Raw genomic sequence first — 23,333 nt, 5'->3', positions numbered from 1 at the left:
CCGGAGGACTTAGTATGGGCAAGGCAACAGGATTTCTCGAGATCGATCGGCAGGACCAGAAGTATATTCCGGCCGCCGACCGCATCCGCCACTACCGCGAATTCACCCTTCCGCTCGACGACAAGGATGTCGCCAAGCAGGCGGCGCGCTGCATGGATTGCGGCGTGCCCTATTGCCATGGCCCGACGGGCTGTCCGGTCAACAACCAGATCCCGGACTGGAACGACCTCGTCTATCACGACGACTGGGAGGAGGCGGCGCGCAACCTGCACACCACCAACAACTTCCCGGAATTCACCGGCCGCATCTGTCCGGCGCCCTGCGAGGAAGCCTGCACGCTCAACCTCGAGGATGTGCCTGTAACCATCAAGACGATCGAGCAGTCGATCGCCGACAAGGCCTGGGCCATGGGCTGGATCCAGCCCGAGATCGCCAAGGTGAAGACCGGCAAGAAGGTGGCCGTCGTCGGCTCCGGCCCGGCGGGTCTGGCGGGTGCACAGCAGCTCGCCCGCGCCGGCCACGAGGTGCATGTCTATGAGCGCGAGCCCGCCGCCGGCGGCCTGCTGCGCTACGGCATCCCGGACTTCAAGATGGAGAAGCACCATATCGAGCGCCGCGTGCGCCAGATGGAGGCCGAGGGCGTCACCTTTCACTATGGCGTCAATATCGGTGTGACCATGAGCTTCGCCGACCTCAAGGCCGGCCACGACGCCGTGCTGATGGCGGGTGGCGCCGAGACCCCGCGCGATCCCACCCTGCCGGGCGCCGAGCTCGAAGGCGTCCATTTCGCCATGCCGTATCTGGTGCAGAGCAACCGCCGCGTCGGTGGCGAGGACATCTCCAAGGAAGAACCGCTGCTGACCACCGGCAAGCATGTCGTGGTGATCGGCGGCGGCGACACCGCGTCGGACTGTGTCGGCACCTCCTTCCGACAGGGCGCCATCTCGGTGACGCAGCTCGACATCCGGCCCCGTCCGCCCGAGAAGGAAGACAAGCTGGCGATCTGGCCCTATTGGCCGACCAAGATGCGCACCTCCTCCTCGCAGGCCGAGGGTGCCGAGCGCGAATTCCAGGCGGTGACGCTCGGTATCGTCGGCAAGAATGGCCGGGTCATCGGCGTCAAGATCGCCCGTGCCGACGAGAAGCGCCGGCCGATCGAGGGCACGGAGACCGTGTTGCGCGCCGATATGGTTTTCATCGCCCTCGGCTTCACCGGACCGATCAAGGCCGGCATGATCGACCAGTCGGGTGTCGAGCTCGACAAGCGGGGCAATATCGCCGCCACCGATCGGGACTACCGCACCTCGATGGACAAGGTCTACGCCGCCGGTGACATGCGGCGCGGCCAGTCGCTGGTGGTCTGGGCCATCCGCGAAGGCCGCCAGGCCGCCCGTGCCATCGACGAGGCGCTGATGGGCGCGACGACGCTGCCGCGCTGAGGGACCGGGTCTTCGGGCCCAATGCCGTTCACTTAAGCGTCTTCGAGTTTGCACGATCTTCGTCATTGTCGGGCTTGACCCGGCAATGACGAATCGTAGCGTTTCCTCTTTCAGCGAACTGCATTGGGCCTTCGGGCCCGCCTTTTTCGGTGTGCCGGTCTTCAGACCGATATTCACGCGCCACCTTTCACGCCGGTCTCGTTCCATCGAGAGACGGGGCTGAGACGATCGCCGCACCATTCCTGCCATCACGGATTTTGACGTGTCCATTCAAAGTGATGATGAATTCGCGTGGATGCTTGTACGGATGGGCGTAACGCACGTAGGAAGGGAAAACCGAGGCCCCCCATGCTCTCCCTCACGACCGTCCTCGCCTTCACCGCCATTGCCGTCGGCATGGTGCTGACACCCGGCCCCAACATGGCCTATCTGGTCTCGCGCTCGATCTGCCAGGGCCGTCTGGCGGGGTTGATCTCGCTCACCGGTGTCGTCACCGGCTTCGTGATCTATATGCTGCTGGCGGCCTTCGGCATCACCGCGCTGCTGTTCGCGGTGCCCTATGCCTATGATGCCCTGCGTATCGCCGGTGCTGCCTATCTCGCCTGGATGGCCTGGCAGGCGCTCAAGCCCGGCGGACGTTCACCCTTCGAGATTCGCACGCTCAAACCTGATTCGGTGCGGCGGCTCTATGGCATGGGCCTGTTCACCAGCCTGCTCAATCCCAAGGTCGCCGCACTCTATCTTTCGCTGCTGCCGCAATTCGTGGATCATTCCGGCCCTGTGCTCGGCCAGACCCTGCAGCTCGGCCTGATCCAGATCCTGGTCAGTGCCTTCTTCAATGCCTGCTTCGTGGTGATGGCGGGCACTATCTCCGCCTTCCTGGCGGACCGGCCGCTGTGGACGACGGTGCAGCGCTGGCTGATGGGCACGGTGCTGATGGGCCTCGCCGCCCGCATGGCGCTCGACACCGCGCGGCGATGAGTAGGGCGCGGACATCGCGACGTGCCTGCATGCCGCCGGGATGTCCGCATTCCCTTTAAGGCACTGCCTGCGCCGGCCAGCGGAAATCGTCGGCGCGGCCCTCACGGGGAGGCAGGCTTTCGCCCTGTCCGAGCACTCTGGCGACACTGGGGTCGGCACCGCCTGGCTTGGGCGCCCCGCCACCGAGCAACTGGCCGCCGGGCGCGGTTTCATAGGCGTCGAGCGGCAGGACGGGCCCGTATTCGGGCTTTTCGGCCGGAGAGTCCCCGGGCGTATCGGGGGTGGGTTCAGCGACTGGGGCGGTTGCTACCATCGGTGCTGGCGGCGCCTCGCCAAGCAGGCGCCTCAGATCGCTTTCGAGGAAATGCGCCGCCAGCTTGGCGCCTTCATCGGAGAAGTGTACGCCATCGGCCTTGCGCAGGCGGGCCGGCTGGCCGTCGAGCCCGGTGCCGCTGGCGGCATAGGATCCGTCCGAATTGACGAAACCGTCCCAGATGTCGACATAGAGGCCGCCCGCCGCCGTTACCTGGCTGCGATAGAGGCTGTTAAACCGCACCATGGCAGCGCTGAGCACGTCGCTGCGCATCGGCGGCAAGCCGACCCAGAAGATCTTGATGCCGCGGGCTTTCAGAGGCGCGATCAGGGCGTCGATGCGCTTGCGATAAGCGGCTTCCCATTCCTCTGATTGCGGTTCGAAGCGGGTGCCGTCATCCCGGATGGTCTGGCGATCGTTGGAGCCGATCAGGATCACCACGGCATCGATCTGGGCATTGGCGGCGAGCAGATCGGCGATGCCTTTGTTCCAGTCGTAAAAGTCGTTGCGCACCAGGCCGCTATCGGCTTTGACATTGCGGATGATGGCGATGTCGGGCCGATCGTCCAGGACGTCCGTCAATCCGGCGGCGAGCTGATCCGCCATCGAATCGCCGATGACATGCACGAAGGAGGAAGGCGGCACAGCTGGTGCCGGCGCCACCTTGGCGGGTTTGGGCAGGGCGAAGGGCGAAGCCCGGACCTTGGTGCGCCGTACGGGCGCCGGCCGGGCGTTCTGCTGGCGCACCTTGTTCTGCATCTCCTGATATTGACGCAGGGCCTGCCCCGGCGTGTCGCCCCCGCTGTCGCGCGCCATGACATGCCGCTGCGACAGGATGACGGAAGCGAGCACGAACAGGACGATCAGGAGGAGGCGCTGCTTCAAGGCCGGTCTCCGATTTCGCAGGAATGACACGCCCTAGCTGGAAAGATTATCACGCATCAGGGCGTCGCGCTCAGTTTCTGCAGCACTGTCGGGGTCGGATAGCCGTCGGCCACCAGCCCTGCCTTGGCCTGCCAGGTGCGCAGAGCCGCCCGCGCTGCCGGGCCGATCTTGCCGTCGATCGTCTCGATGGGATAGCCGAGCGCCTTCAGCTTCTTCTGCATCGCCGTGATCTGTGCGCGGTTGAGCGTGGTTTCCTGCGACGGCCAGCGGCCCTGCAGCGAGGGGATGCCGCGGATACGGTCGGCGAGCAACCCGACAGAGAGCGTGTAGGAATCTGAGATGTTGTAGGTCTTGATCGCCCAATAGTTCTGGAAGATCAGGAAGGCCGGTCCCTTGGCACCGGCTGGCAGGAATAGCCACGCCTTGTCGGTTTCAGCCTTGCCGGTGTCCAGCAACGGCTTGCCGTCGACCCTGGCGACGCCGAGCTTGGCCCAGGCCCCGACCGGGCCGCCATCATGAGCATTGATGGCGGTGAAATCGAATTTCGCCGGCAGCTTCACCTCATGGCCCCAGCGCTTGCCGGCATCCCAGTCGTGCAGCTTGAGATAGTTGGCGATCGAACCGATGACGTCGGGTTCTTCGTTCCAGATGTCGCGCTTGTTGTCGCCATCCATGTCGACGGCATATTTCAGAAAGCTGGAGGGCATGAACTGCACCTGGCCCAGCGCCCCTGCCCAGGAACCGGTCATGCCGCGCGGCGTGATGTCGTGCTCCTGCAGGATCTTGAGGGCATCGATCAATTCGTCGCGGAAGAGTTCGGGGCGCTTGGCCGTGCAGCAGGCCAGCGTGGTGAGCGAGCGGATGATGTCGGAATTGCCGGGCGAGGCGCCGTAATTGCTCTCCAACGACCAGATGGCGAGAATGACGTAGCGATCGACGCCATAGCGTTCCTCGGCCTTGTCGAGCCATGATTTCCAGCGCTGCGCCATCGCCTTGCCCTGGGCGATGCGGTCGGCGCTCAGGCGGGCATCGACATAGGCGCGGATGGTCTGGTTGAATTCGGGCTGGGTGCCGGCCAGCGAGATCACCTTGGGATCGACGCCGAGCCCGGCGAAGGCGGCATCGAAGGTCTCGCGGGAAATGCCGGCCTTCTCGGCCCGTGGCCACAAGGCGGTAACGAAGGTCAGATAGCCGTCGGCGCGGGCGGGTGAGGCCAGACCGGGAAGCGCGAGGCCGAGAATCATGAGGCCCAGAACGGATCCGAGCCGCATCGTGCGCGCGATGACGTTAGAAGGCGTGCAGGGCATGAAAGCGTTCCCGAATCCTGATTCTCTTTACTGATTCTGTGATAAATACCGCCGCGAAACAAATCGTGACGAGGCAGGTTTGAAGCAAGGTGATGGCATGGTGAAGGCGGCGCAGCAATCGGCCCTGCGCACCATCGCAACTGAACGCGTCGGCTTGGAAGCATTGGCGCAGGCAATCGAAGGCGATCTCGGCCCCATATTCGGCGCTTGCATCGATCTCGTCGCCAGCCTCAAGGGCCGGGTCATCATTACCGGCATGGGCAAATCGGGCCATATCGGCAAGAAGATCGCCGCGACCTTCGCCTCTACAGGCACGCCCGCTTTCTTCGTGCATCCGAGCGAGGCCAGCCATGGCGATTTGGGCATGATCACGGCTGATGATGCCGTCATCGCCCTGTCCTGGTCAGGCGAGACGCGCGAGCTCGGCGACATCATCGACTATGCCACCCGCTTCAACGTGCCCTTGATCGCGGTGACCTCGGTGGCGAGTTCCACCTTGGCCAAGGCGGCGGACCTGCCGCTGGTCCTGCCCCAGGCCAAGGAAGCCTGCCCGAACGGCCAGGCGCCGACGACGTCTTCCCTGATGATCTTGGCGCTCGGCGACGCCCTGGCCATGGCCATGCTGGAAACACGCGGCTTCACCGCCGCCGATTTCCGTGTCTTCCATCCCGGTGGCAAGCTCGGCGCTTCGCTCAAATTCGTGCGCGACGTCATGCGTACCGGCGACGCGGTGCCGCTGGTCGCCGAGGGCACGCTGATGTCGGAGGCCATCCTGGTGATGTCGAAGAAGGGAGTCGGCAGCGTCGGCGTCGTCGATGCGTCCGGCGCGCTGATCGGTATCGCCACGGATGGCGACCTCCGGCGCCATATGAGCGACGATTTGATGACTCGGCGGGTCGACGACATCATGACACGTACACCCAAGATCATCCGCCCCGATGCCCTGGTCAGCGAAGCCATGGAGGTGATGGACTCCAGGCGCATCGCCGTGCTGTTCGCCGTGGAAGGCGGACGGCCCGTGGGTGTCGTCCATATGCTCGACCTCCTGAACATCGGCGTCGTGTGAGCAATGCCTCGCCCCTGCGCCTGACGATCGAAAACCTCGCCTGCGAGCGGGGCGGGCGGCTCGTGTTCGAAGGGGTCGGCTTTTCCGCCGGTGCCGGCGACCTCGTTGCGGTAACGGGCCGCAACGGGGCCGGCAAATCCAGCCTGCTCAGGGTGATCGCCGGCCTGGTGCCGCGCCGGGACGGGCGGATACGCCTGGATGGCGGCGATGCCGAGAAGACGCCTGCCGAGCACATGCATTATTGTGGCCATGCCGATGCCCTGAAGCCCTCCCTGAGCGTGCGCGAGAATTTGGGCTTCTGGCGCGCTTATTACGGCGATGCCGATCGCTCGATCGAGGATGCCCTCGATATCCTAGCCATCGAGCATCTCATCGACCTGCCCGCAGCCTATCTCTCGGCCGGCCAGAAGCGCCGGCTCTCTCTGTGCCGGCTCCTGGTGTCACGGCGGCCGGTCTGGCTTTTGGACGAGCCGACATCGGCGCTCGATAGCACCACCCAGGCCCGTCTTGCCGAGGTGATGGGCGAGCATCTCCAGGGCGGCGGGCTGATCCTGGCCGCTACCCATGGCGATCTCGGTCTCGCTCCGAGCCGGACGCTGGCGATCGGTACGGCATGAGTGCGCTCGGGGCTCTGTTCGTGCGGGAATTGCGGCTGGCTGTCAGGGCCGGCGGCGGCGCGCCGGTCGGCGTCATCTTCTTCCTTGCGGTGGTGACGGTCATTCCCTTCGGTGTCGGTCCCGACCTCAATCTGCTCACGCGCATCGGGCCGGCTGTGCTCTGGCTCGGGGCCCTGCTGGCAACGCTGCTCGGCCTCGATCGCCTGTTCCAGGCCGATCTCGACGACGGGTCGCTCGACCTCATCCATCTCGGCGGGCCCCCCTTGGAACTGGCCGTAGCGGTAAAGGCGCTGGCGCATTGGGTAACCACCGGCCTGCCCCTGGTCATCGCGACGCCGCTGCTCGGCCTGTTCGTCAATCTGCCTGGCAAGGGCCTTGCGGCCGTGACGCTGACCTTGCTGGTGGGCACGCCGGCCCTCACCTTTCTCGGTGCCATCGGCGCGGCGTTGACCGTGGCGCTCAGGCGTGGCGGCATGCTGATCTCTATCCTGATCCTGCCGCTCACCATCCCCGTGCTGATCTTCGGGGTGGCCGCCGCCACCGCCGCGATCACCGGCCCGATGCCCTTCCTGCCGCCCTTCCTGCTGCTGTCGGCCATGACGCTGTTTTCCATCGTGCTCGGCACGGTGGCGGCGGCCTGGGCCCTGCGTTTCGGGCTGGAATAACGGGCTCTACGGCATCAGCACTTCGCGCCGGAGCAGGGCCTCGAGCCAGTCCGCGAACAACTGCACGCGGCGCGAGAAATGCCGGCGATGCGGAAAGAGCAGCGTCATCGGCATGGAGGCAGCGCGGTAATCGGGCATGACCTCGACGAGCTCACCTGCCGCCATATGGCGCTTCACGTCATAGGCCGGTATCTGGATCAGGCCGAAACCCGCCAGGCAGCAGGCGATATAGGCTTCCGCGCCATTGACGACGACGCGGCTGCGCACCGAACGCGTCTGGACCGCGCCTTGAGCCAACCATTCCCAGGGCTCGACCCGACCCGTGGTGGGCGAGGCATAGTTGACGGCCAGGTGCTCGTCGAGATCTTCGGGGCTGCGGGGCACGCCATGACGCGCGAGATAGGCAGGGCTGGCAACATTGACGAGGGGCAATTCGCCGATGGTGCGGGCGATCAGCCCTGAATCGCTGAGAGGGCCGACCCGCAGCACACAGTCGAGGCTGTCCTCGACCAGGTCGACGGTGCGGTCGGTCACGCCGAGATCGACGTCGATCTCGGGATAGAGATCGAGGAACTCGGCCAAGGCCGGCGCCACGATCAACCGGCCGATGCGCCCGGGCAGGTCGACACGTAGGCGCCCCGCCGGGCCGACTGCAGCCTGCCGGAACAGACCTTCGGTCTCTTCGAAATCGGAGAGCAGGCGCAGGCAACGCTCATAGAGGGCCAGTCCATCCTGCGTGGGGGCGACCTTGCGGGTGGTCCGATGCAGCAGGCGCGCGCCCATGCGGGCTTCCAGATCCTTGATGGCTGCCGAGACCGAGGGGCGCGGCAGCCCCAGCGTGTTGGCGGCGCGCGTGAAACTCGAACTGTCGACGACGCGAACGAAGATACGGAAGAGGTCGATGCGGTCCACGGCCTGATACCAGATTGGTACGAGATCTTAACATGTCATGTTCGAATGGGTAGCTTTATATCGAAATTCAAGACGATAAGCTGACCTTCCTTTAGCCTCCCCTTCACAAACAGGAAGATCCAGCATGGCCGATCACAGCATCAAGGGAAAAGTGGCGTTGATTGCCGGAGGCGCCAAGAATCTGGGCGGGCTTCTGGCGCGCGATCTGGCGGCGCAGGGCGCCAAGGCGGTGGCTGTTCACTACAACAGCGCTGCCACCAAGGCGGCGGCCGATGAAACCGTTGCTGCCATCAACGCGGCCGGTGCCAAGGGCGTCGCCTTCCAGGGCGACCTCACCTCGGCCGGCGCGGTCGAGAAGCTGTTTGCCGACACCATCGCGGCCGTCGGCCGTCCCGACATTGCCGTCAACACCGTCGGCAAGGTGCTCAAGAAGCCTTTCGTCGAGATCACCGAGGCCGAATATGACGAGATGACCGCGGTCAACTCGAAAACCGCCTTCTTCTTCCTCAAGGAGGCCGGCAAGCACCTCAACGACAACGGCAAGATCTGCACGCTCGTCACCTCGCTGCTCGGCGCCTTCACGCCGTTCTATGCCGCCTATGCCGGCACCAAGGCCCCGGTGGAGCATTTCACGAGGGCCGCTTCCAAGGAGTTCGGCGAACGCGGCATTTCGGTGACCGCCATCGGTCCCGGCCCGATGGACACGCCCTTCTTCTATCCGGCCGAGGGCGCCGATGCCGTCGCCTACCACAAGAGCGCCGGCGCCCTGTCGAAATTCTCCAAGACCGGCCTCACCGACATCGAGGACATCGTGCCCTATATCCGCTTCCTCGTCTCCGACGGCTGGTGGATGACCGGCCAGACCATCCTCGTCAATGGCGGCTACACCACCAAGTAAGCGCGAGTTTTCCGGGTGCACTGGTATCCCGGCGATATGCTTGCTTGTTGCTATGCCCGTTCTTCCCCGGTGAGCAGACGCGGTGCTTCCAAAAAGACGGGCAAGATGCCCGTGCACTCGGAGGGACTTCCTCATGGATTGGGGAAGTCCTTCCGCCTGGTCTCCCATTTTTGTGTTCCCTGCGAGATTGTCTCCCTGTGCGCGTGCAGGTAAAACAATCGCATGTGGAAATACGCCAATCCCACCCTGTTCATGGGCCTTGCCGGTCGTCTCCTGCCCTGGCTGGCAGGAGCGACGGTGCTGTTGTTCGCCGCCGGTCTCTACGGGGCGGCCGTTGCGCCCGACGACTACCAGCAGGGCGCCACGGTGAAGATCATGTATATTCACGTGCCCTGTGCCTGGCTCGCCATGGCCGGCTGGGGCGCGATGTCGCTTTCGGCACTCGGTGTGCTGGTCTGGCGTCATCCCCTTGCCGAGGTGGCGATGAAGGCCGCCATGCCGATCGGCGCTGCCTTCACCCTGCTGTGCCTGATCACCGGTTCGCTCTGGGGGCAGCCGATGTGGGGCACCTGGTGGGTCTGGGATGCGCGCCTGACCTCGGTACTCGTGCTGTTCCTGATGTATCTGGCGCTGATGGCGCTGTGGCACTCCATCGAGGATCCCAGCAGGGCGGCGCGGATCTCGGCCGTGCTGGTACTGGTCGGCGCCGTCAACATTCCGATCATCAAATTCTCGGTGGACTGGTGGAACACCCTGCACCAGGGTGCGTCGGTGTTCCGCATCGGCGGTTCCACCATCTATTCGTGGATGATGCTGTGGCCGCTGCTCGACATGGCGATCGCCTTCACCCTGCTCTTCGCCACGCTGCATCTGATGGCGATGCGCAACGAAATCCTGCGCCGGCGTATCCGCACCATGCGCCTGATGGCGGCGGCCGGCGTCACCCCGGCCATGACCGCCTCCGTTCCGGTGGAGGTCTGACATGGTGGTGTTCGGCATGGACCTTGGTCCGCACTGGGCTTTCATCGCCTGGGCCTATGGCCTGGCGGCGATCGTGATCATGGCGCTGATCGCCTGGGTGATGCTCGATCACAAGGCACAGCACAAGACCCTGGCCGAGCTGGAATCCCAGGGCCTGCGCCGCCGTTCGCGTCGGGACGCCAATCAAAGCGGGCAGACGCCATGACCGAAAGCCACGCCCTGCCGCCGGCACCGCGCCGCCGCGCGCTGGTGTTCCTGCCCTTGATCGTGTTCGCGGCGCTTGCCGGCCTGTTCTTCTACCAGCTCCGCTCGGGCGGCGATCCCTCGGCCTTGCCCTCCACTCTGATCGGCAAACCCGTGCCTGAGATGAGTTTGCCGCCGCTCGCCGAACTCGCGCGGGACGGCAAGACGCTTCCGGGGCTTGCCACCGGCGATCTGAAATCGGGCGGCGTGAGCGTGGTCAACATCTTCGCATCCTGGTGCGGCCCTTGCCGGGACGAACATCCGGTGCTGATGAAGCTTGCGGGCCTCGACAAGGCGCGTCTGGTCGCAATCAATTACAAGGACGATCCCGACAATGCGCGCCGCTATCTCGGTACCTTCGGCAATCCCTATGCGGCCGTGGGCGTCGACGTCAACGGCCGTTCCGCCATCGATTGGGGCGTCTATGGCGTGCCGGAGACCTTCGTGGTCAATGCCAAGGGCGAGATCGTCGACAAGATTGTCGGCCCGCTGAGCGAGGACAGCCTGAAGTCCAGGCTGCTGCCCGCGATCGAGGCCGCCTCCAAACCATAACCGCCGATACGTTCCAAGGCCACAATGACCGATCGTTCCAAGCTTCCCTACCGCCGCTGTGCCGGCGCGGCGCTCTTCAATGCGCAAGGCAAGGTCTTCGTCGGCCGCCGCAAGCCGCGTACCGGCAGCGCGCCGGGCAGCTTCGAATGGCAGATGCCGCAGGGCGGTATCGACGAGGGCGAGGATCCCCGTGAGGCGGCGATCCGCGAACTCCATGAAGAGACCAATGTGCGTTCGATCGCCTTTCTGGCCGAAGCGCCCGATTGGTACTCCTATGATCTGCCTGTCGAAGCGGTCGGCGGGGGCTGGACGGGCCGTTATCGTGGTCAGACCCAGAAATGGTTCGCCTTCCGCTTCACCGGCCCCGACAGCGAGATCGACGTGCTCAGGCCGGCCGGCGGCCAGCACAAGGCCGAGTTCGAAGATTGGCGCTGGGAGGATCTTGCTGCCTTGCCCGGCCTGATCGTGCCGTTCAAGCGCGGCGTGTACGATGAGGTGGTGGCGGCTTTCCGCCATCTGGTGGCGTGATGGATGAAACCAGACCCTATCGCCCCAATGTCGGCATCGCCCTGCTCAATGCCGAGGGGCTGGTGCTGGTCGGCCGGGCCGAGACGTCCGGGCCGGAACTGATCGTGCCGGGCTTCGAATGGCAATGCCCGCAGGGCGGCATCGACGAGGGCGAAGATATCGTCGCGGCGGCCAAGCGCGAGCTCTGGGAAGAGACCAATGTCCGCACCGCCTCGGTGCTGGCGGTGACGGAGGAATGGTGGCCCTACGACTTCCCACCCTATGACGGGCCACCGCACAAACTGTCACCCTTTCGCGGCCAGAAGCAGCGCTGGGCCGCCCTCCGCTTCGAGGGTACGGACAGCGAGATCGACGTCGTCAACCTGCCGACCGGCGAGCCGCAGGAATTTTTCGGCTGGCGCTGGGAGAGGCTGGCGCGGCTGCCCGAACTGGTGACCCCGCACAAGCGCCCGGTCTATCTGCGCATGGCGCAGGCCTTCGCCCGCCTCGGCGCCTGACGCGCGGGCGGGACTTTCGCCGGACCACCCTGTTCAGCGTAGATCCATTGGACGGATTGGCGCCGTGCCATGCTTGTGCCAAGCTATGCTGCTTCAATGGCATTGACACGGTATTGGGGGCTGCATTTCGGAGGTGGCGTCCCCATATGCTGTTTTTGGCGCGGAGGCGCAGAAGCAATGTTTCGAAATGTCATGCCCTATGATTATACCGTCGGTATCGATCGCTCGGATATCGACTTCATGGGCCATGTCAACAATGCCAGCTATCTGAAATGGGTGCAGGCGGCGATCATCAGTCACTGGGAACGCCTGGCGCCCGCCGAGGCGTTGAAGAAGCATGCCTGGGTGGCGCTCCGTCACGAGATCACCTATCGCAAGCCGGCCTTCCTCGATGACGATGTGATCGCTACCGTCATTCTCGAAAAGGTGCACGGCGCCAGGGCCTTTTACGGCATCATCATCAAGCGCGGCGAGGAAGTGCTGGCCGAGGTGAAGTCGAGCTGGTGCTGCCTGGATGTGGCCACCAAACGCCCGAAACGGCTTTCAAGCGCCATCATCGAGCGTTTTCTCGGCAGGCCGGCGAGCTGAAGAACGTCAGGCCTCCGATGAGGCAAGAATCGCAAAGGCGCGTAGAAGCAAAAAGCTAGGGCAAACAAGCGTTCACGCTTGAACGCGCTTTGCTCCAGGAAAGAGCTGGTCGCGCGAGGCGATGAGCGCCCCGCCGACGATGAGCAGCACGGCGAGCGCCAGGGCCAGGCTCGGTGAAGCGATGCCAACGGCGACCAGGATCAGCGTCGACAGTACAGGCGTGGCGTAGGAGGCGACGCCGAGCAGGCGGATGTCGCCATGCTTGACCCCGCGATCCCAGGCATAGAAGGCCAGACCCACCGGTCCGAGGCCGAGGCCGACGATGGCAAGCCACTCCTTGGCATCGGGCCACACCGTGGTTTCGAACAGGCCGTGGCAGATCAGGGCCAGCACGCAGGTCACCCCGCAAAAGCCCACCACCGCATCCGTTGGCACCGCCTTGAAGCGGCGCGACAAAACCGAATAGCCCGACCAGATGAAGGCGCAGGCTAGCGCCAGCGCATAGCCGGGTGCATTGGCCATCTCGAAGCCCGACACTCCTTTGGCGAGGGCGAGCGCCAGTACCCCGACAAAGCCGAGCATGGCGCCGGCGACGTGATACCAGCGCAGGCGCTCGCCCGGCAGCATGGCGGAGAACAGCACGATCAGGAGCGGCCAGAGATAGGCGATCAGGCTGGCTTCGGCCGGCGGGGCCCGCTTGAGGGCCTCGAAATAGACGGCGTGATAACCGAACAGGCCGCCGACGCCGAGCGCCCAGACCGGCCAGGGCTGGCGTAGAGCCGCGGTAGCGCCAGGCCGGAACGGCCAGGAGGCTGCGCCCATCAGCGTCGCCACCGCAAAGGTCAGCCCCAGCAGTTGGAAGGACGGGATGCGGTAGGTGAGCGCCGTGGTCAGCGCCAGCACGGACCAGAGCAGGATGGCGATCAGGCCGATCAGGGTAGCGAGCAATTTGGCAGGCATGGACGGTTCTTTCGGTTGCGCCTGCTATGCCGCAAAATCGATATCTGCGCTATCGGGGATTTTTGGCCCAGGCCACTGGCCCTGCCATTCCCAATCGTGCCGCTTTTCCAAGGATCGCCGTAGTGGAGGGGAGCGGTAAAGAAAAACCGCAGGCGTTACGCCGGCAGCTTTCTCGCCTGGTGCCGCGGCGGCCGGATCTCGCCGCGCTGGGTGCCGATCGACATCTCGAAGCTGTCGGCGATGCGGCGGGCGCGGTCGATGAAGAGCAGGGCGGCATTGCGAGGCAGCACTTCGAGAGCGGTGCGCTCGAACAGATCGAGCCAGCGATCGAAATGGCGACCTTCCAGCGGCAGCATCAGATGGGGACGGAGCGGGCGGCCGTCATAGCGCCCGCTGCGCAAGATGACGGATGACCAGAAGGCACAGAGCTTGGCGAGATGGTCGTCCCAATCGGCGACTTTCGCGTTGAAGATCGGCCCGATCAACTCGTCCTGCCGCACCCTGCCATAGAAAGTGTGGACCAGGCGCTCGATCATCGCCTCGCTGACCGCGATGCCATCAGGCTCGCTCATATTGATACTGGCTGCCATGGCCGTCTCTATGCCGGAAAATTCGTACGAGGACCAATGCACTGGTGTCGCAGCAGCTATTTTTAGGCGCCGGTACTGACATTCGGATGGCGCATCACCATCTAACTGGAAATCATTGGAAGAGTGGAGGCCGCTATGCGCATGCGTCCACTTGCGATAATTGTTCTTCTTCTTGGTTTGATTGCAAATCCGGCCGGGGCTCAACAGCAGCCCGACCCTGAAAACCCGGACAATGATAGTCGCGAGCAACTTTACGAGCTCGGTCGTTTCATTGCGATCTATCAGCGAGTGCTTGCCACCTATGTCGACAAGCCCGCGCCGGATGTGCTGATCCAGGGCGCGATCGGCGGCATGATGTCGAAGCTCGACCCTCATTCGCGCTATGTCGATCCCAAAGCCATGTCCGACATGCAGCAGGAGCTTGCCGGCAAGCAGGTTGGGCTCGGCCTTGAAGTCGAAATACAGGGCGGACTGGTCAAAGTGGAGCATGTCCTGCCGGCCACACCGGCCGCCGCGGCAGGCCTGCAAGTAGGGGACATCATCCTCACACTGGATGGCGCTGCCGTGCGCGGGCTGGGTCTGGCCCTGATGCTGCAGCGCATGAACGGGCCGGTAGGCAGTTCCGCCACCCTGACCGTTCGGCGGCGCGGCAATGCCAGGCCACTGTCCTATACGCTCATGCGCGAGATCATCCGGGCCGAGAGCGTACGCTTCGAGGTGATGGGCGAGGATGTCGGCTATATCCGCATCGGGGAATTCAACGAACAGACGCCCGATAGCCTCAAGCGGATCGCCGAGCGCCTGTCGACCGCCTTCCGGCCTGGCGCCTTGAAGGGCATCGTTCTCGATTTGCGCAACAATCCCGGCGGTTTGCTCGATCAGGCGATCATGGTGTCGGCAGCCTTCATCGGCAAAGGAGTGCTGCTGTCGATCCGTGGGCGCGAGCCCGACCAGTCCAAGGTCTATGTTGCTCATGGCGAGGACATCACCGGCGGCGTGCCGCTGGTGGTGCTGATCAATGGCGGCACCGCCTCGGCAGCCGAGATCGTCGCCGGGGCCTTGCAGGATTTCAAGCGCGCCACCATTGTGGGCACGCGCTCCTTTGGCAAGGGCTCGATCCAGACGGTGACGCGCCTGCCCGACGACAGCGCCCTGGTGCTGACCACGGCGCGCTATTACACGCCCCTCGGCCGCTCGATCCAGGCGCAGGGCATCGAGCCCGACATCGCTGTGCAGCAGCCGGACCCGACCGGTGCCGGCCTCGGCCATGCCACGCCGGGCGAAGCTGGCCTGACAGGCCACCTCAAGGGCACCGGTGCGAAGGATGAGAGCGGCTCGTCCTTCTATGTGCCGTCGAACCCCGCCGCCGACGTCCAACTGGGCGTTGCCCTCGACATGCTGCGGAGTACCGAGCGCGGGGGCAGCGAATTATGGCGGCCTCCCGGGAACTGAGCGGCGACGATTCGGCTGCCCGGTCGAAACAGCTGATGGCTTTCGAGCCGTCATTGCGAATGAAGGGAAGGAATCCAGTGCCGTCGGGCTCTTCGTTTATGGGCCTCTGGATTGCTTCCCTTCGTTCGCAATGACGAAATTTCGAATCCGAAACCGGAATGCAACTGCCCCCTACTTGCTCGCGCCGTCGAATTTGTGAATCTCCAATGCGTCGAGATCGATGGCCGGCACGCAGCGCAGATTGATCGCCACCATGGCAACCCCGTCGGGCCGTGTTGCCCTGGCAAAGGCCTGCGTGCCGCAGGTCTCGCAGAACTGATGTTCGATACGGTGCTTGTTGAACTGGTAGGTCCTGAGCCTGGCCGGGTCGGCGGAGATGGTCACCGCTTCTACCGGCAGGAAGGCCAGGAGCGAGCCCTTCCGGCGGCAATAGGAGCAATTGCAGCTCACCGCGCTGCTCGGCGCGTCGGCCTCGGCTTTGAAGGAGACGGCGCCGCAATGGCAACTACCCTCGAAGCTCATTTCTCGTCCTCCCGGAATGGATATCTTTGCTGTGCCGAGCATAGTCCGAGGTGAAGGATTCGGGCATCCCGTCCGGGCAATGGGGAAGACTATTTCCTTTTGTTCGCGCAAGGCCTTGGCAGACATCAAAACCATACACACTCTATATTCTGAGTGAAGTGCTCGACCGAGTTGCCCGAACCCGGCTTGCCGTTTCATGGGAGATATTCATGGCCCGCCAATTGCGGCTCGGCGCCTTCATGCGCCCGGCAAGCATTCATACCGGAGCCTGGCGCTATCCCGGCGCCTGGCCCGATGCCAATTTCAACTTCGCCCATCTCAAGCACCTGGCCCAGCGGCTCGAAAGCGCCCGCTTCGATGCCTTTTTCATGGCCGATCATCTCGCCGTGCTCAACATGCCGGTGGAGGCGCTCAAGCGCAGCCATACAGTGACCTCGTTCGAGCCCTTCACCCTGTTGTCGGCGCTAGCCGCCGTCACCGAACATATCGGCCTGGTGGCCACGGCCTCCACCACTTTCGATGCCCCCTACCATGTCGCGCGGCGCTTTGCCTCGCTCGATCATCTCAGCGGCGGCCGGGCAGGCTGGAATATCGTCACCACCTCCAATCCCGACGCGGCCCTGAATTTCGGCCTCGACGAGCATGTCGAACATGACGAGCGCTACCACCGGGCACGCGAATTCTACGATGTGGTGACCGGGCTCTGGGACAGTTGGGCCGACGATGCCTTCAGCCGCGACGCGGAAAGCGGCATCTATTTCGATCCTGCCCGCCTGCATGTGCTCGGCCACAAGGGCGAGCATCTGTCCGTGCGTGGGCCGCTGAACATCGCCCGCCCGGTGCAGGGCTGGCCCGTGATCGTGCAGGCGGGCTCATCGGAGCCGGGCCGCCAACTCGCGGCCGAGACGGCTGAGGCGGTGTTCACTGCGCCGCCCAATCTGGCGGAGGGGCGTCGCTTCTACGCCGACGTCAAGGGTCGGATGGCAAAGCTCGGCCGCGACAGGGACCATATGAAGATCCTGCCGGCCGCCTTCGTGGTGGTCGGCGACAGCGTGGAAGAGGCCAGGGCCAAGCGCGCCAGGCTCGACAGCCTGGTGCATTACGACAGCGCCGTCGCCTCGCTCTCCATCGCCCTTGGCTACGATGTCTCGGGCTTCGATCCCGATGGCAGGCTGCCCCCCATTCCCGAGACCAATGCCAGCAAGAGCGGCCGCGAGCGGGTGCTGCAGTTGGCCGAAAGCGAAGGTCTTACGGTGCGTCAGCTTGCCCAGCGCCTCGGTGGCTATGCCGGCCTGGCCTTCGTCGGCACCCCCGGCAGCATTGCCGATGAAATGGCGGAATGGCTCGATAGCGAAGGTTCGGACGGCTTCAACGTGATGTTTCCCTATCTGCCCGGCGGCCTCGACGATTTCGTCAACAAGGTCGTGCCGGTGCTCCAGGAGTGCGGCCTGTTCCGGCGCGACTATGAGGGGCGGACGCTGCGCGAAAATCTCGGCCTGCCGCGGCCGGAGAACCAGTTCTTCAAGTAGGGGGAAGCTTCCCTCGAAGTGAACCGGCTTCATTGCCGTTTTAAGGCGGGCGCCACCAGCCTTCCCCACTTCGTGGAGAGGGCCGGTGGCGTCAGGTCCTGCCTGGCCTTACACCATTGAGAAGCTGTCGGGATCCGGGCCGATCTTGCCCTTGGCATCGTCGAGCTTCTCGATGGCGGCAATGTCTTCCGGCGCCAGCTTGAAGTCGAAGACCTGGAAGTTCTCGACGATGCGGGCCGGCGTCACCGATTTGGGGATGACGACGTTGCCGATGTCGAGATGCCAGCGCAGGATCACCTGGGCGGCGCTCTTGCCGTATTTCCTGCCGATGGCCGTCAGCGCCGGATCGCTCATCAGCGTGCCCTGGCCGAGCGGGCTCCAGGCCTCCGTGGCGATGCCTTCCTTGGCGTGATAAGCGCGTAGCGCCTTCTGCTGGAAGCGCGGATGCAGCTCGACCTGGTTGATCGCCGGGACCACGCCGGTTTCCGCCTTCAGGCGCTCGAGATGGGCGATCTGGAAATTGGAGACGCCGATGGAGGCGACAAGGCCCTCCTCGCGCAGCTTGATCAGGGCCTTCCAGCTCTCGACATAGAGATCGCGCGAGGGCACCGGCCAATGGATGAGATAGAGGTCGATCTTCTCCAGACGCAATTTCTTCAGGCTGGCTTCGAAGGCGCGCAGGGCCGTGTCATAGCCCTGATCGCCGTTCCACAGCTTGGTGGTGACATAGATGTCCTTGACGGGAACGCTGGAGGCGGCGAGCGCATCACCCACGCCCTCTTCATTGCCGTAGATGGCGGCGGTGTCGATCGAGCGGTAGCCCGCCTCGATCGCCGCCGTCACCGCGGCATTCGCGCCCTCGTTCGGCACCTGCCAGACGCCGAAGCCGAGCTGCGGGATTTCCTTGCCGTCATTGAAACGGATGGTCGGACTCATGGGGGATCTTTCCTGAAATCTGCTGAAGGAAAAAGCGATGAAGGAAAACGGCGATCCGATCCCTGAGGGCACGGATCGTCGGAGGGAAGGGATGCAGCCGCCAGGACTGCGTCCTTCATCTATGGTCTTACCGGCGAAGCGCAACCTTCCGCCCTACTGAAAACCGGCGATCCCATGCGGAACATAGGGGGCTTCGAGCGCCGCGATCTCCTCGGCCGTCAGGGTCAGGCCCAGAGCCGCGATGGCGTCGGTCAGGTGATGCGGTTTGGAGGCGCCGACGATCGGGGTCGTCACGCCGCTTTTCTGTGCCACCCAGGCGAGGGCCACCTGTGCCCGCGGCACGCCGCGCGCCTTGGCGATGGCGGCCACCGCCTCGATGACCTTGCGGTCGGCTTCCTGCGTGGCGTCGTAGAGCGCCGTGCCGACATTGTCGCTTTCCTGGCGCTCGCTGCTTTCGTTCCAGTCTCGCGTCAGCCGGCCACGGGCGAGCGGGCTCCAGGGCAGCACGGCAATGCCCTGGTCGCGGCACAGCGGCAGCATCTCGCGCTCCTCTTCCCGATAGAGCAGGTTGAGATGGTCCTGCATGCTGACGAATTCGGTCCAGCCATGGAGGCGGGAGATGTAGAGCGCCTTGGTGAACTGCCAGGCATGCATGGAGGAGGCTCCGATATAGCGGGCCTTGCCGGCCTTCACCACATCATGCAGGGCCTCCAGCGTCTCCTCGATCGGGGTCTGTTCATCCCAGCGATGGATCTGGTAGAGATCGACATAGTCCGTGCCGAGGCGCCGGAGGCTGTTGTCGATCTCCGCAAGGATGGCGCGGCGCGACAGGCCTGCGCCATTGGGGCCGGGACGCTGGCGGAAGAAGACCTTGGTCGCCAGCACGATGTCCTCGCGCCGTGAAAATTCCTTGATGGCTCGGCCGACGATTTCCTCGGAGGTGCCGTCCGAATAGGAATTGGCGGTGTCGAGAAAGTTGATGCCGGCCTCGATGGCCTGGCGGATCAGGGGGCGGCTCTGGTCCTCGGGCAGGGTCCAGGCGTGGTTGCCGCGATCGGGAACGCCATAGGTCATGCAGCCAAGGCACAGGCGCGACACTTCAAGGCCCGTCGAGCCGAGCTTGATGTAATCCATGGATGAAACTCCTTGCTGAAAAATGGTTTCGGACACGGCGCCATCTGAAAGACGACGCGAGCCGACTAATCCCGCTATTCGATGGATTGGGTCGATTGTGAATCGGCCGGGGTCCGAAGTCCAGGCTTCAAGCGAGGCAGGATGGCTCGCCGGCGTTCACGGAGCTGTGAGATAGTTCGCGATGGCCCTTTACCTTACAACTCGAACTCGATGCCTTCCTTGCCCGCTGCGGGGAAGACGCAATCATAATGCCAGCGTGTCTTCAATTCCTCATCATCCCATTGCTCCGTATTGGGCTGACGAAAATTGAAGATCAGCGTCTTCTGGCGTTCGGGATCGTGCTTGAGGATGCGGGCGATGGTTTCCGCATCCGGATGATCATGGCGGCTGCCGTCCGTCGAGAAGGCAAAACGGGTGCAGTCGATCAGGCTGAGCAGCGCCGGCGAGGTATTGGCCTTGCTGCCGTGATGGGAGACTTTCAGGCAGTCGAGCTTCAACGGATTGGCCGCGCTATGGCCGAGCCGCTCGAGGGCGGCCTCGATGACGTCGGCGTGGGAGTCCGCAGCCATCAACACGCGCCTTTGGTCGAACTCTGCGATAAAGGCGATGCTGGTGCCATTGGGCCTGGTGCTGTCGCCGCTGTATTGGCGCGCAGCCAGCGCCTCGACATTGAGGCCGCCGAGTATCTCGCGCCCTTCGACCTCGGCCTGCTCTACCGGATCCATGTCTTCCTTGCGCAGATGAGCCTCGGCCAGTGCGCTCTCCCAGGTTGGCAGCAGCCAGGTGAGCTGGTGGTCCGTGGGGGAAAGCAGGGTGAGTTCCAGTCCACCGGCGAACGGCAAGGGCGCTGCCGCCTCCGGGCTGCCCGTGGAGACGATGCGGGAAGCGAATTGGCTGTTCCACGGCCAGTCGCTGGCCTCGATGCCGATCGTAACTTTCTCGGCCTGGTCGACGCCAAGCGTCTCGAAGTCGCGGAGCCGCTCCCTGGCGTCGACGAGTTGGGCGTAGGCGTTGAACCAGACATTGCAGGCCGTGAAGGGAAGCATCGTCTCCCCGAACAGTGGCACCGCTCCTTCGATGTGGTCGGCATCGATATGACTGATGGCGAAGAGCTCAAAGCTGCCGATCGCCTGCAGCAGCGGCTTCAGCGCCCGATAATTCTTGGTGCGCCCGAGATCGATCAAAGCGCGGTGAAGCGTGCCCTCCTCGCCCCAACTCAACATCAGCGCGTCGCCCTCGGAGGCCGGATGCATGGCGAGCTTGAAAACCGGCATGGCGTACTCCTCAATCGCCGAGGCGGATCACGGTGAAGGCCTGGGCGGAATCGACGCGGTTGGCGAAGGCGCGGGCTGTGCGGCGCGGGGCTTCGAGCACCTTTTCGTCCGGCAGGCTTTCGAGCCCGCGGGCCAGCCAGTCAGCCGACAACGAATAGAGCGGGGCGCCACGCGAAAAGCCTTCCAGCAGATGGGTCTTGGCCTGCTCGAACTGCCCGGCACTGCGTGCCCGCATCAGCAGACGGCGGCCGAGAATGATGGGCCCGTCGGGGATGAGCGGAAACCAGTTGACGAGATTGGCGAGCCAGGGATCCCAGCGCCGTTCGAGGTCCGGCGAGGAGGCCGAAACGGCAATCAGCGCCGCTGCCAGCGCCGCGATCGGATCGGCGAGCTTGTCCTGCATCGCATCGATCACGGCCTGCTGCAGCCCGCCGGCCAGGAGGCGGCCGCCGGCCTCGACGTCGCGCGCCGCCAGGAAACCGATCAGGCCGCTCCAGATGGGGTTTTCGGCGATGATGGTGGCCGCGCTTCTTTCGCGCGGCGCCAGCCTGTCGATGAGGACGTAGGGGTTCCACCGCCCTGCAATGCTTGGCACCACGGCGAGGTCGCGGCGAGGGCCGGTCTCGATCGCCACGAACACCGGACGATCATGGGCGCCCTTTTCGAAGGGCGCGAAGCGGTGGGCCTCGGCATCGGCCAGGCCGAGCTGCACGAACCGTCCGTCATCGTTCTCTATTGCTGCGGTGAGGCGCGGATCGGCAAGGGCATGCAGGCCGAGTGCACAATCGACATAGCCGGCGATGGTGGCGACCACCGGTATCACAGCCGGAGGGGCGGGCAGAGGAAAGTCGGCCTGCCAATGGGGCGGAGCCTGAAGGTTGATATCCGCCGGCGGACGAGGCCGCAGGCCTTCCAAGCCCGGCGCCGGGGCGGGAGGAGAAGGGGGCGGCACGGCACCGGTTGCGGTCGCCGTTCCCAGCCATTCATGCGGCGAAGCCGGCATGGCGAAGCGCACTTCCAGCACCTCGTCCTTGTCCACCGTGACGTTCTGGACCTCCACCCGGCCGTCGGGCGTGCGCAACGTGACGACATGCTCGCCAGGCCGGACATCCACCGGTGTGGCGCCGCCGATGGCGACGACGACCTGCTTGGGGTTCTTCTTCGGATCATCAGCCCTGACAATCTCGGCTATGGCACCGGCAGCGATCGCCACGGGCCCGGAAAGGCCGATGAGAAGCTGCGCGGCGGGGCCGAAGCTGCGCCCGGGATCGAGTTTTTCCACCACTGCCGTGGTCGGTGTGGCGCTGCGCTTGACTTCCAGGAAGACGGCAGGTGCCCGGGCCTTGCCCTTGGCCCCCCCGATATCTGCGCCGAAACGGCGGACGGAGACATTGATGGCGGTGGCTTCCGGGTATTTCAGGAGCTGGAAGGGGGGCCTTCCAACTGCGCCCTCGAAGGCCGTTTCGCCGCCGGGTATGGCGGTGACGATGAAATCGCTCTCGGGCCAATTTTCGGGCTGGGCCATCGAGATATAGACCGGGATTTCCGCCCGCTCGCCGGCGAAGGTGATCTCGAAGGTACCGGCGATGCGCCCGCCGGGCGTCTGCGGCTTCTCATCCGGCTGGCGGTGCAGCTCGAGCAGCCGGCTGATGCTGTCCACCATCGGGCCGGGACGCACCGGCCAGTCCTCGTCGGCCGGGTCGCCGGCGACGCCGCCGAGAGCGCTGAGCAGCGCGTCGGCAAACAAGGTGGTGTTGTTGACGCGCCCTCCTGCGGTTTCTCCGAGTGCGGTGGCGGCGATCACCCATTGCTTGCTCGGCTCGTCATGTCCCCTGTTCTCACGGGTCAGGGCAATCAGCTTGCTGCCGAAGGGCTCGTTCCAGGGCAGAGAGAGGTCCGTTGCCGAGCGGCAGCAATCGAACAGCAGAAGCTGGGAGACAGCCTTGGCGTTCTCCAGCGCGGACATGAACTGCTCGACCTCCGACATGCCGGCGGTCCGGTCGAGTTCGTCCATCCCGTAATCTTCGAAGAGGAAGGCGGTGCGGGAGAGGAGGCTCTCGCCATGGCTCGCGACATAGAGGATGGCGAGATTGTCCTTGTGGCTGTTGATGCGCCGGACCCAGGCGCGTACGGCTTCGCGCGCCAGAGCGAAGGTCGCGCGCGGCACCGGCCCGTCGGCATAGGTCGCCTGGGGCTGCGCCGTGGTGGCCGGCTCGGAAAGCAGGATGGCGAGGCTGCCGAGCGGGCAAGCCTCGTTGCGAAAGCCCGGCGCCTCGCCGACAAACCAATCCGCCAGGACGCGAGCCGAAATGGTGGTGGAGGTCAGCGGCTTCTTGAAACGCGGCGACTGGTAGGCGCCGACCCCGATGATCAGTGCATGGGTGGCGGGACCGGCCGCCAGCGTGTCGTCGCGGTAGACCAGTCCGGAGCCTCTGTCAGGATGATCGCCGGGCAGCATCATGGC

General features: G+C 64.6%; 24 protein-coding genes. 14 read left to right on the top strand and 10 right to left on the bottom strand.

Going from position 1 to position 23,333, the window contains the following annotated elements; all coding sequences use genetic code 11:
* Positions 1–14 precede the first annotated feature (14 nt).
* Together ACZYTC_RS18050 and ACZYTC_RS18045 are read left to right on the top strand one after the other, a co-directional pair.
* On the top strand, positions 15–1,439 hold the full coding sequence (locus tag ACZYTC_RS18050; protein WP_441774196.1) for a glutamate synthase subunit beta: 1,425 nt from the start codon (positions 15–17) through the stop codon (positions 1,437–1,439).
* A gap of 348 nt (positions 1,440–1,787) precedes the next feature.
* Entirely contained in the window at positions 1,788–2,420 is a 633-nt protein-coding gene (locus ACZYTC_RS18045) for a LysE family translocator (protein WP_434959120.1), read from the top strand.
* Between the two features lie 55 nt (positions 2,421–2,475).
* Here the strand turns inward: ACZYTC_RS18045 and ACZYTC_RS18040 are convergent, their stop codons facing one another.
* Both ACZYTC_RS18040 and ACZYTC_RS18035 read right to left on the bottom strand, forming a co-directional pair.
* Positions 2,476–3,618: an SGNH/GDSL hydrolase family protein gene (locus tag ACZYTC_RS18040; protein WP_434959121.1), complete on the bottom strand. Its 1,143-nt coding sequence runs from the start codon at positions 3,616–3,618 to the stop codon at positions 2,476–2,478.
* A 56-nt stretch (positions 3,619–3,674) separates the two neighbouring features.
* Complete coding sequence (locus ACZYTC_RS18035; protein ID WP_434959122.1) at positions 3,675–4,925, bottom strand: lytic murein transglycosylase; 1,251 nt, start codon at positions 4,923–4,925, stop codon at positions 3,675–3,677.
* Between the two features lie 97 nt (positions 4,926–5,022).
* Here ACZYTC_RS18035 and ACZYTC_RS18030 point away from each other — a divergent pair, with 97 nt between their 5' ends.
* The 3 genes from ACZYTC_RS18030 to ccmB are packed head-to-tail and all read left to right on the top strand — an operon-like array spanning position 5,023 to position 7,273.
* Positions 5,023–5,991, top strand: coding sequence for a KpsF/GutQ family sugar-phosphate isomerase (locus tag ACZYTC_RS18030; protein ID WP_488990356.1), 969 nt, complete (start codon positions 5,023–5,025; stop codon positions 5,989–5,991).
* Between the two features lie 14 nt (positions 5,992–6,005).
* On the top strand, positions 6,006–6,608 hold the full coding sequence (gene ccmA, locus ACZYTC_RS18025; protein ID WP_488990355.1) for a heme ABC exporter ATP-binding protein CcmA: 603 nt from the start codon (positions 6,006–6,008) through the stop codon (positions 6,606–6,608).
* Positions 6,605–7,273 (top strand): heme exporter protein CcmB, encoded by a 669-nt coding sequence (gene ccmB / locus ACZYTC_RS18020; RefSeq protein WP_434959123.1) that lies wholly within the window; start codon positions 6,605–6,607, stop codon positions 7,271–7,273. Before ccmA ends, ccmB begins: the two co-directional genes overlap by 4 nt.
* 6 nt (positions 7,274–7,279) lie before the next feature.
* Here the strand turns inward: ccmB and ACZYTC_RS18015 are convergent, their stop codons facing one another.
* Positions 7,280–8,185: a LysR family transcriptional regulator gene (locus ACZYTC_RS18015; protein WP_454811858.1), complete on the bottom strand. Its 906-nt coding sequence runs from the start codon at positions 8,183–8,185 to the stop codon at positions 7,280–7,282.
* Between the two features lie 124 nt (positions 8,186–8,309).
* Here ACZYTC_RS18015 and ACZYTC_RS18010 point away from each other — a divergent pair, with 124 nt between their 5' ends.
* The 7 genes from ACZYTC_RS18010 (at position 8,310) to ACZYTC_RS17980 (ending at position 12,472) form a co-directional block, all read left to right on the top strand.
* Positions 8,310–9,083 carry an SDR family oxidoreductase gene (locus ACZYTC_RS18010; RefSeq protein WP_488990233.1) on the top strand — a complete coding sequence of 258 codons (774 nt, stop codon included), beginning with the start codon at positions 8,310–8,312 and terminating at the stop codon, positions 9,081–9,083.
* A 222-nt stretch (positions 9,084–9,305) separates the two neighbouring features.
* Positions 9,306–10,064, top strand: a complete 759-nt coding sequence (locus ACZYTC_RS18005) for a heme ABC transporter permease (RefSeq protein ID WP_434959126.1) — start codon at positions 9,306–9,308, stop codon at positions 10,062–10,064.
* A gap of 1 nt (position 10,065) precedes the next feature.
* Positions 10,066–10,269, top strand: coding sequence for a heme exporter protein CcmD (gene ccmD / locus ACZYTC_RS18000; protein ID WP_488990232.1), 204 nt, complete (start codon positions 10,066–10,068; stop codon positions 10,267–10,269).
* A complete protein-coding gene (locus ACZYTC_RS17995) occupies positions 10,266–10,859 on the top strand; it encodes a DsbE family thiol:disulfide interchange protein (protein ID WP_434959128.1) in 594 nt (197 codons plus the stop codon). The genes ccmD and ACZYTC_RS17995 overlap by 4 nt, the downstream gene beginning before the upstream one ends.
* 24 nt (positions 10,860–10,883) lie before the next feature.
* Positions 10,884–11,387, top strand: a complete 504-nt coding sequence (locus ACZYTC_RS17990; RefSeq protein ID WP_434959129.1) for an RNA pyrophosphohydrolase — start codon at positions 10,884–10,886, stop codon at positions 11,385–11,387.
* The gene (locus ACZYTC_RS17985) at positions 11,387–11,884 is read left to right on the top strand and encodes an RNA pyrophosphohydrolase (protein ID WP_434959130.1); all 498 of its coding nucleotides are present in this window, start codon (positions 11,387–11,389) and stop codon (positions 11,882–11,884) included. The genes ACZYTC_RS17990 and ACZYTC_RS17985 overlap by 1 nt, the downstream gene beginning before the upstream one ends.
* Before the next feature lie 192 nt (positions 11,885–12,076).
* Positions 12,077–12,472, top strand: a complete 396-nt coding sequence (locus ACZYTC_RS17980) for an acyl-CoA thioesterase (protein ID WP_434959131.1) — start codon at positions 12,077–12,079, stop codon at positions 12,470–12,472.
* Positions 12,473–12,544: 72 nt separating this feature from the next.
* Here the strand turns inward: ACZYTC_RS17980 and yddG are convergent, their stop codons facing one another.
* Together yddG and ACZYTC_RS17970 are read right to left on the bottom strand one after the other, a co-directional pair.
* The gene (gene yddG / locus ACZYTC_RS17975) at positions 12,545–13,432 is read right to left on the bottom strand and encodes an aromatic amino acid exporter YddG (RefSeq protein ID WP_441774340.1); all 888 of its coding nucleotides are present in this window, start codon (positions 13,430–13,432) and stop codon (positions 12,545–12,547) included.
* Between the two features lie 155 nt (positions 13,433–13,587).
* On the bottom strand, positions 13,588–14,022 hold the full coding sequence (locus tag ACZYTC_RS17970; protein WP_434959133.1) for a group III truncated hemoglobin: 435 nt from the start codon (positions 14,020–14,022) through the stop codon (positions 13,588–13,590).
* Between the two features lie 135 nt (positions 14,023–14,157).
* On the opposite strand from ACZYTC_RS17970, the gene ACZYTC_RS17965 reads away from it, so the two are divergent.
* Positions 14,158–15,474: a S41 family peptidase gene (locus tag ACZYTC_RS17965; RefSeq protein WP_488990231.1), complete on the top strand. Its 1,317-nt coding sequence runs from the start codon at positions 14,158–14,160 to the stop codon at positions 15,472–15,474.
* A 171-nt stretch (positions 15,475–15,645) separates the two neighbouring features.
* Here ACZYTC_RS17965 and ACZYTC_RS17960 read toward each other — a convergent pair whose 3' ends face one another.
* Positions 15,646–15,996, bottom strand: coding sequence for a GFA family protein (locus ACZYTC_RS17960; RefSeq protein WP_434959134.1), 351 nt, complete (start codon positions 15,994–15,996; stop codon positions 15,646–15,648).
* 209 nt (positions 15,997–16,205) lie between these two features.
* Between ACZYTC_RS17960 and ACZYTC_RS17955 the strand changes: the two genes are divergently transcribed.
* Complete coding sequence (locus ACZYTC_RS17955) at positions 16,206–17,525, top strand: LLM class flavin-dependent oxidoreductase (RefSeq protein ID WP_488990230.1); 1,320 nt, start codon at positions 16,206–16,208, stop codon at positions 17,523–17,525.
* 108 nt (positions 17,526–17,633) lie between these two features.
* Here the strand turns inward: ACZYTC_RS17955 and ACZYTC_RS17950 are convergent, their stop codons facing one another.
* The 4 genes from ACZYTC_RS17950 to ACZYTC_RS17935 all read right to left on the bottom strand — a co-directional run bounded on the left by ACZYTC_RS17950 (position 17,634) and on the right by ACZYTC_RS17935 (position 23,330).
* A complete protein-coding gene (locus ACZYTC_RS17950; protein ID WP_488990229.1) occupies positions 17,634–18,461 on the bottom strand; it encodes an aldo/keto reductase in 828 nt (275 codons plus the stop codon).
* Positions 18,462–18,614: 153 nt separating this feature from the next.
* Positions 18,615–19,595 carry an aldo/keto reductase gene (locus ACZYTC_RS17945; protein WP_488990228.1) on the bottom strand — a complete coding sequence of 327 codons (981 nt, stop codon included), beginning with the start codon at positions 19,593–19,595 and terminating at the stop codon, positions 18,615–18,617.
* Positions 19,596–19,789: 194 nt separating this feature from the next.
* A complete protein-coding gene (locus ACZYTC_RS17940; protein WP_488990227.1) occupies positions 19,790–20,869 on the bottom strand; it encodes a ComEC/Rec2 family competence protein in 1,080 nt (359 codons plus the stop codon).
* A 10-nt stretch (positions 20,870–20,879) separates the two neighbouring features.
* A complete protein-coding gene (locus tag ACZYTC_RS17935; RefSeq protein ID WP_488990226.1) occupies positions 20,880–23,330 on the bottom strand; it encodes a caspase family protein in 2,451 nt (816 codons plus the stop codon).
* Positions 23,331–23,333: the final 3 nt, after the last annotated feature.

This window comes from Labrys sp. F242, from assembly GCF_057813875.1.
The sequence above is the reverse complement of the archived record's forward strand: the minus strand, read 5'-3'. Positions and strand labels throughout refer to the sequence as shown.

Coding starts and splice junctions, on each gene's coding strand:
- ACZYTC_RS17985 (WP_434959130.1), top strand. CDS start 11,387: ATGGATGAAACCAGACCCTATCGCCCCAATGTCGGCATCGCCCTGCTC.
- ACZYTC_RS17945 (WP_488990228.1), bottom strand. CDS start 19,595: ATGGATTACATCAAGCTCGGCTCGACGGGCCTTGAAGTGTCGCGCCTG.
- ACZYTC_RS17960 (WP_434959134.1), bottom strand. CDS start 15,996: ATGAGCTTCGAGGGTAGTTGCCATTGCGGCGCCGTCTCCTTCAAAGCC.
- ccmD (WP_488990232.1), top strand. CDS start 10,066: ATGGTGGTGTTCGGCATGGACCTTGGTCCGCACTGGGCTTTCATCGCC.
- ACZYTC_RS17980 (WP_434959131.1), top strand. CDS start 12,077: ATGCCCTATGATTATACCGTCGGTATCGATCGCTCGGATATCGACTTC.
- ACZYTC_RS17965 (WP_488990231.1), top strand. CDS start 14,158: ATGCGCATGCGTCCACTTGCGATAATTGTTCTTCTTCTTGGTTTGATT.
- ACZYTC_RS17995 (WP_434959128.1), top strand. CDS start 10,266: ATGACCGAAAGCCACGCCCTGCCGCCGGCACCGCGCCGCCGCGCGCTG.
- ACZYTC_RS18035 (WP_434959122.1), bottom strand. CDS start 4,925: ATGCCCTGCACGCCTTCTAACGTCATCGCGCGCACGATGCGGCTCGGA.
- ACZYTC_RS17940 (WP_488990227.1), bottom strand. CDS start 20,869: ATGCCGGTTTTCAAGCTCGCCATGCATCCGGCCTCCGAGGGCGACGCG.
- ACZYTC_RS17990 (WP_434959129.1), top strand. CDS start 10,884: ATGACCGATCGTTCCAAGCTTCCCTACCGCCGCTGTGCCGGCGCGGCG.
- yddG (WP_441774340.1), bottom strand. CDS start 13,432: ATGCCTGCCAAATTGCTCGCTACCCTGATCGGCCTGATCGCCATCCTG.
- ACZYTC_RS18050 (WP_441774196.1), top strand. CDS start 15: ATGGGCAAGGCAACAGGATTTCTCGAGATCGATCGGCAGGACCAGAAG.
- ccmB (WP_434959123.1), top strand. CDS start 6,605: ATGAGTGCGCTCGGGGCTCTGTTCGTGCGGGAATTGCGGCTGGCTGTC.
- ACZYTC_RS18005 (WP_434959126.1), top strand. CDS start 9,306: ATGTGGAAATACGCCAATCCCACCCTGTTCATGGGCCTTGCCGGTCGT.
- ACZYTC_RS18045 (WP_434959120.1), top strand. CDS start 1,788: ATGCTCTCCCTCACGACCGTCCTCGCCTTCACCGCCATTGCCGTCGGC.
- ACZYTC_RS17950 (WP_488990229.1), bottom strand. CDS start 18,461: ATGAGTCCGACCATCCGTTTCAATGACGGCAAGGAAATCCCGCAGCTC.
- ACZYTC_RS17970 (WP_434959133.1), bottom strand. CDS start 14,022: ATGGCAGCCAGTATCAATATGAGCGAGCCTGATGGCATCGCGGTCAGC.
- ACZYTC_RS18030 (WP_488990356.1), top strand. CDS start 5,023: ATGGTGAAGGCGGCGCAGCAATCGGCCCTGCGCACCATCGCAACTGAA.
- ACZYTC_RS17955 (WP_488990230.1), top strand. CDS start 16,206: ATGGCCCGCCAATTGCGGCTCGGCGCCTTCATGCGCCCGGCAAGCATT.
- ACZYTC_RS18010 (WP_488990233.1), top strand. CDS start 8,310: ATGGCCGATCACAGCATCAAGGGAAAAGTGGCGTTGATTGCCGGAGGC.
- ACZYTC_RS17935 (WP_488990226.1), bottom strand. CDS start 23,330: ATGATGCTGCCCGGCGATCATCCTGACAGAGGCTCCGGACTGGTCTAC.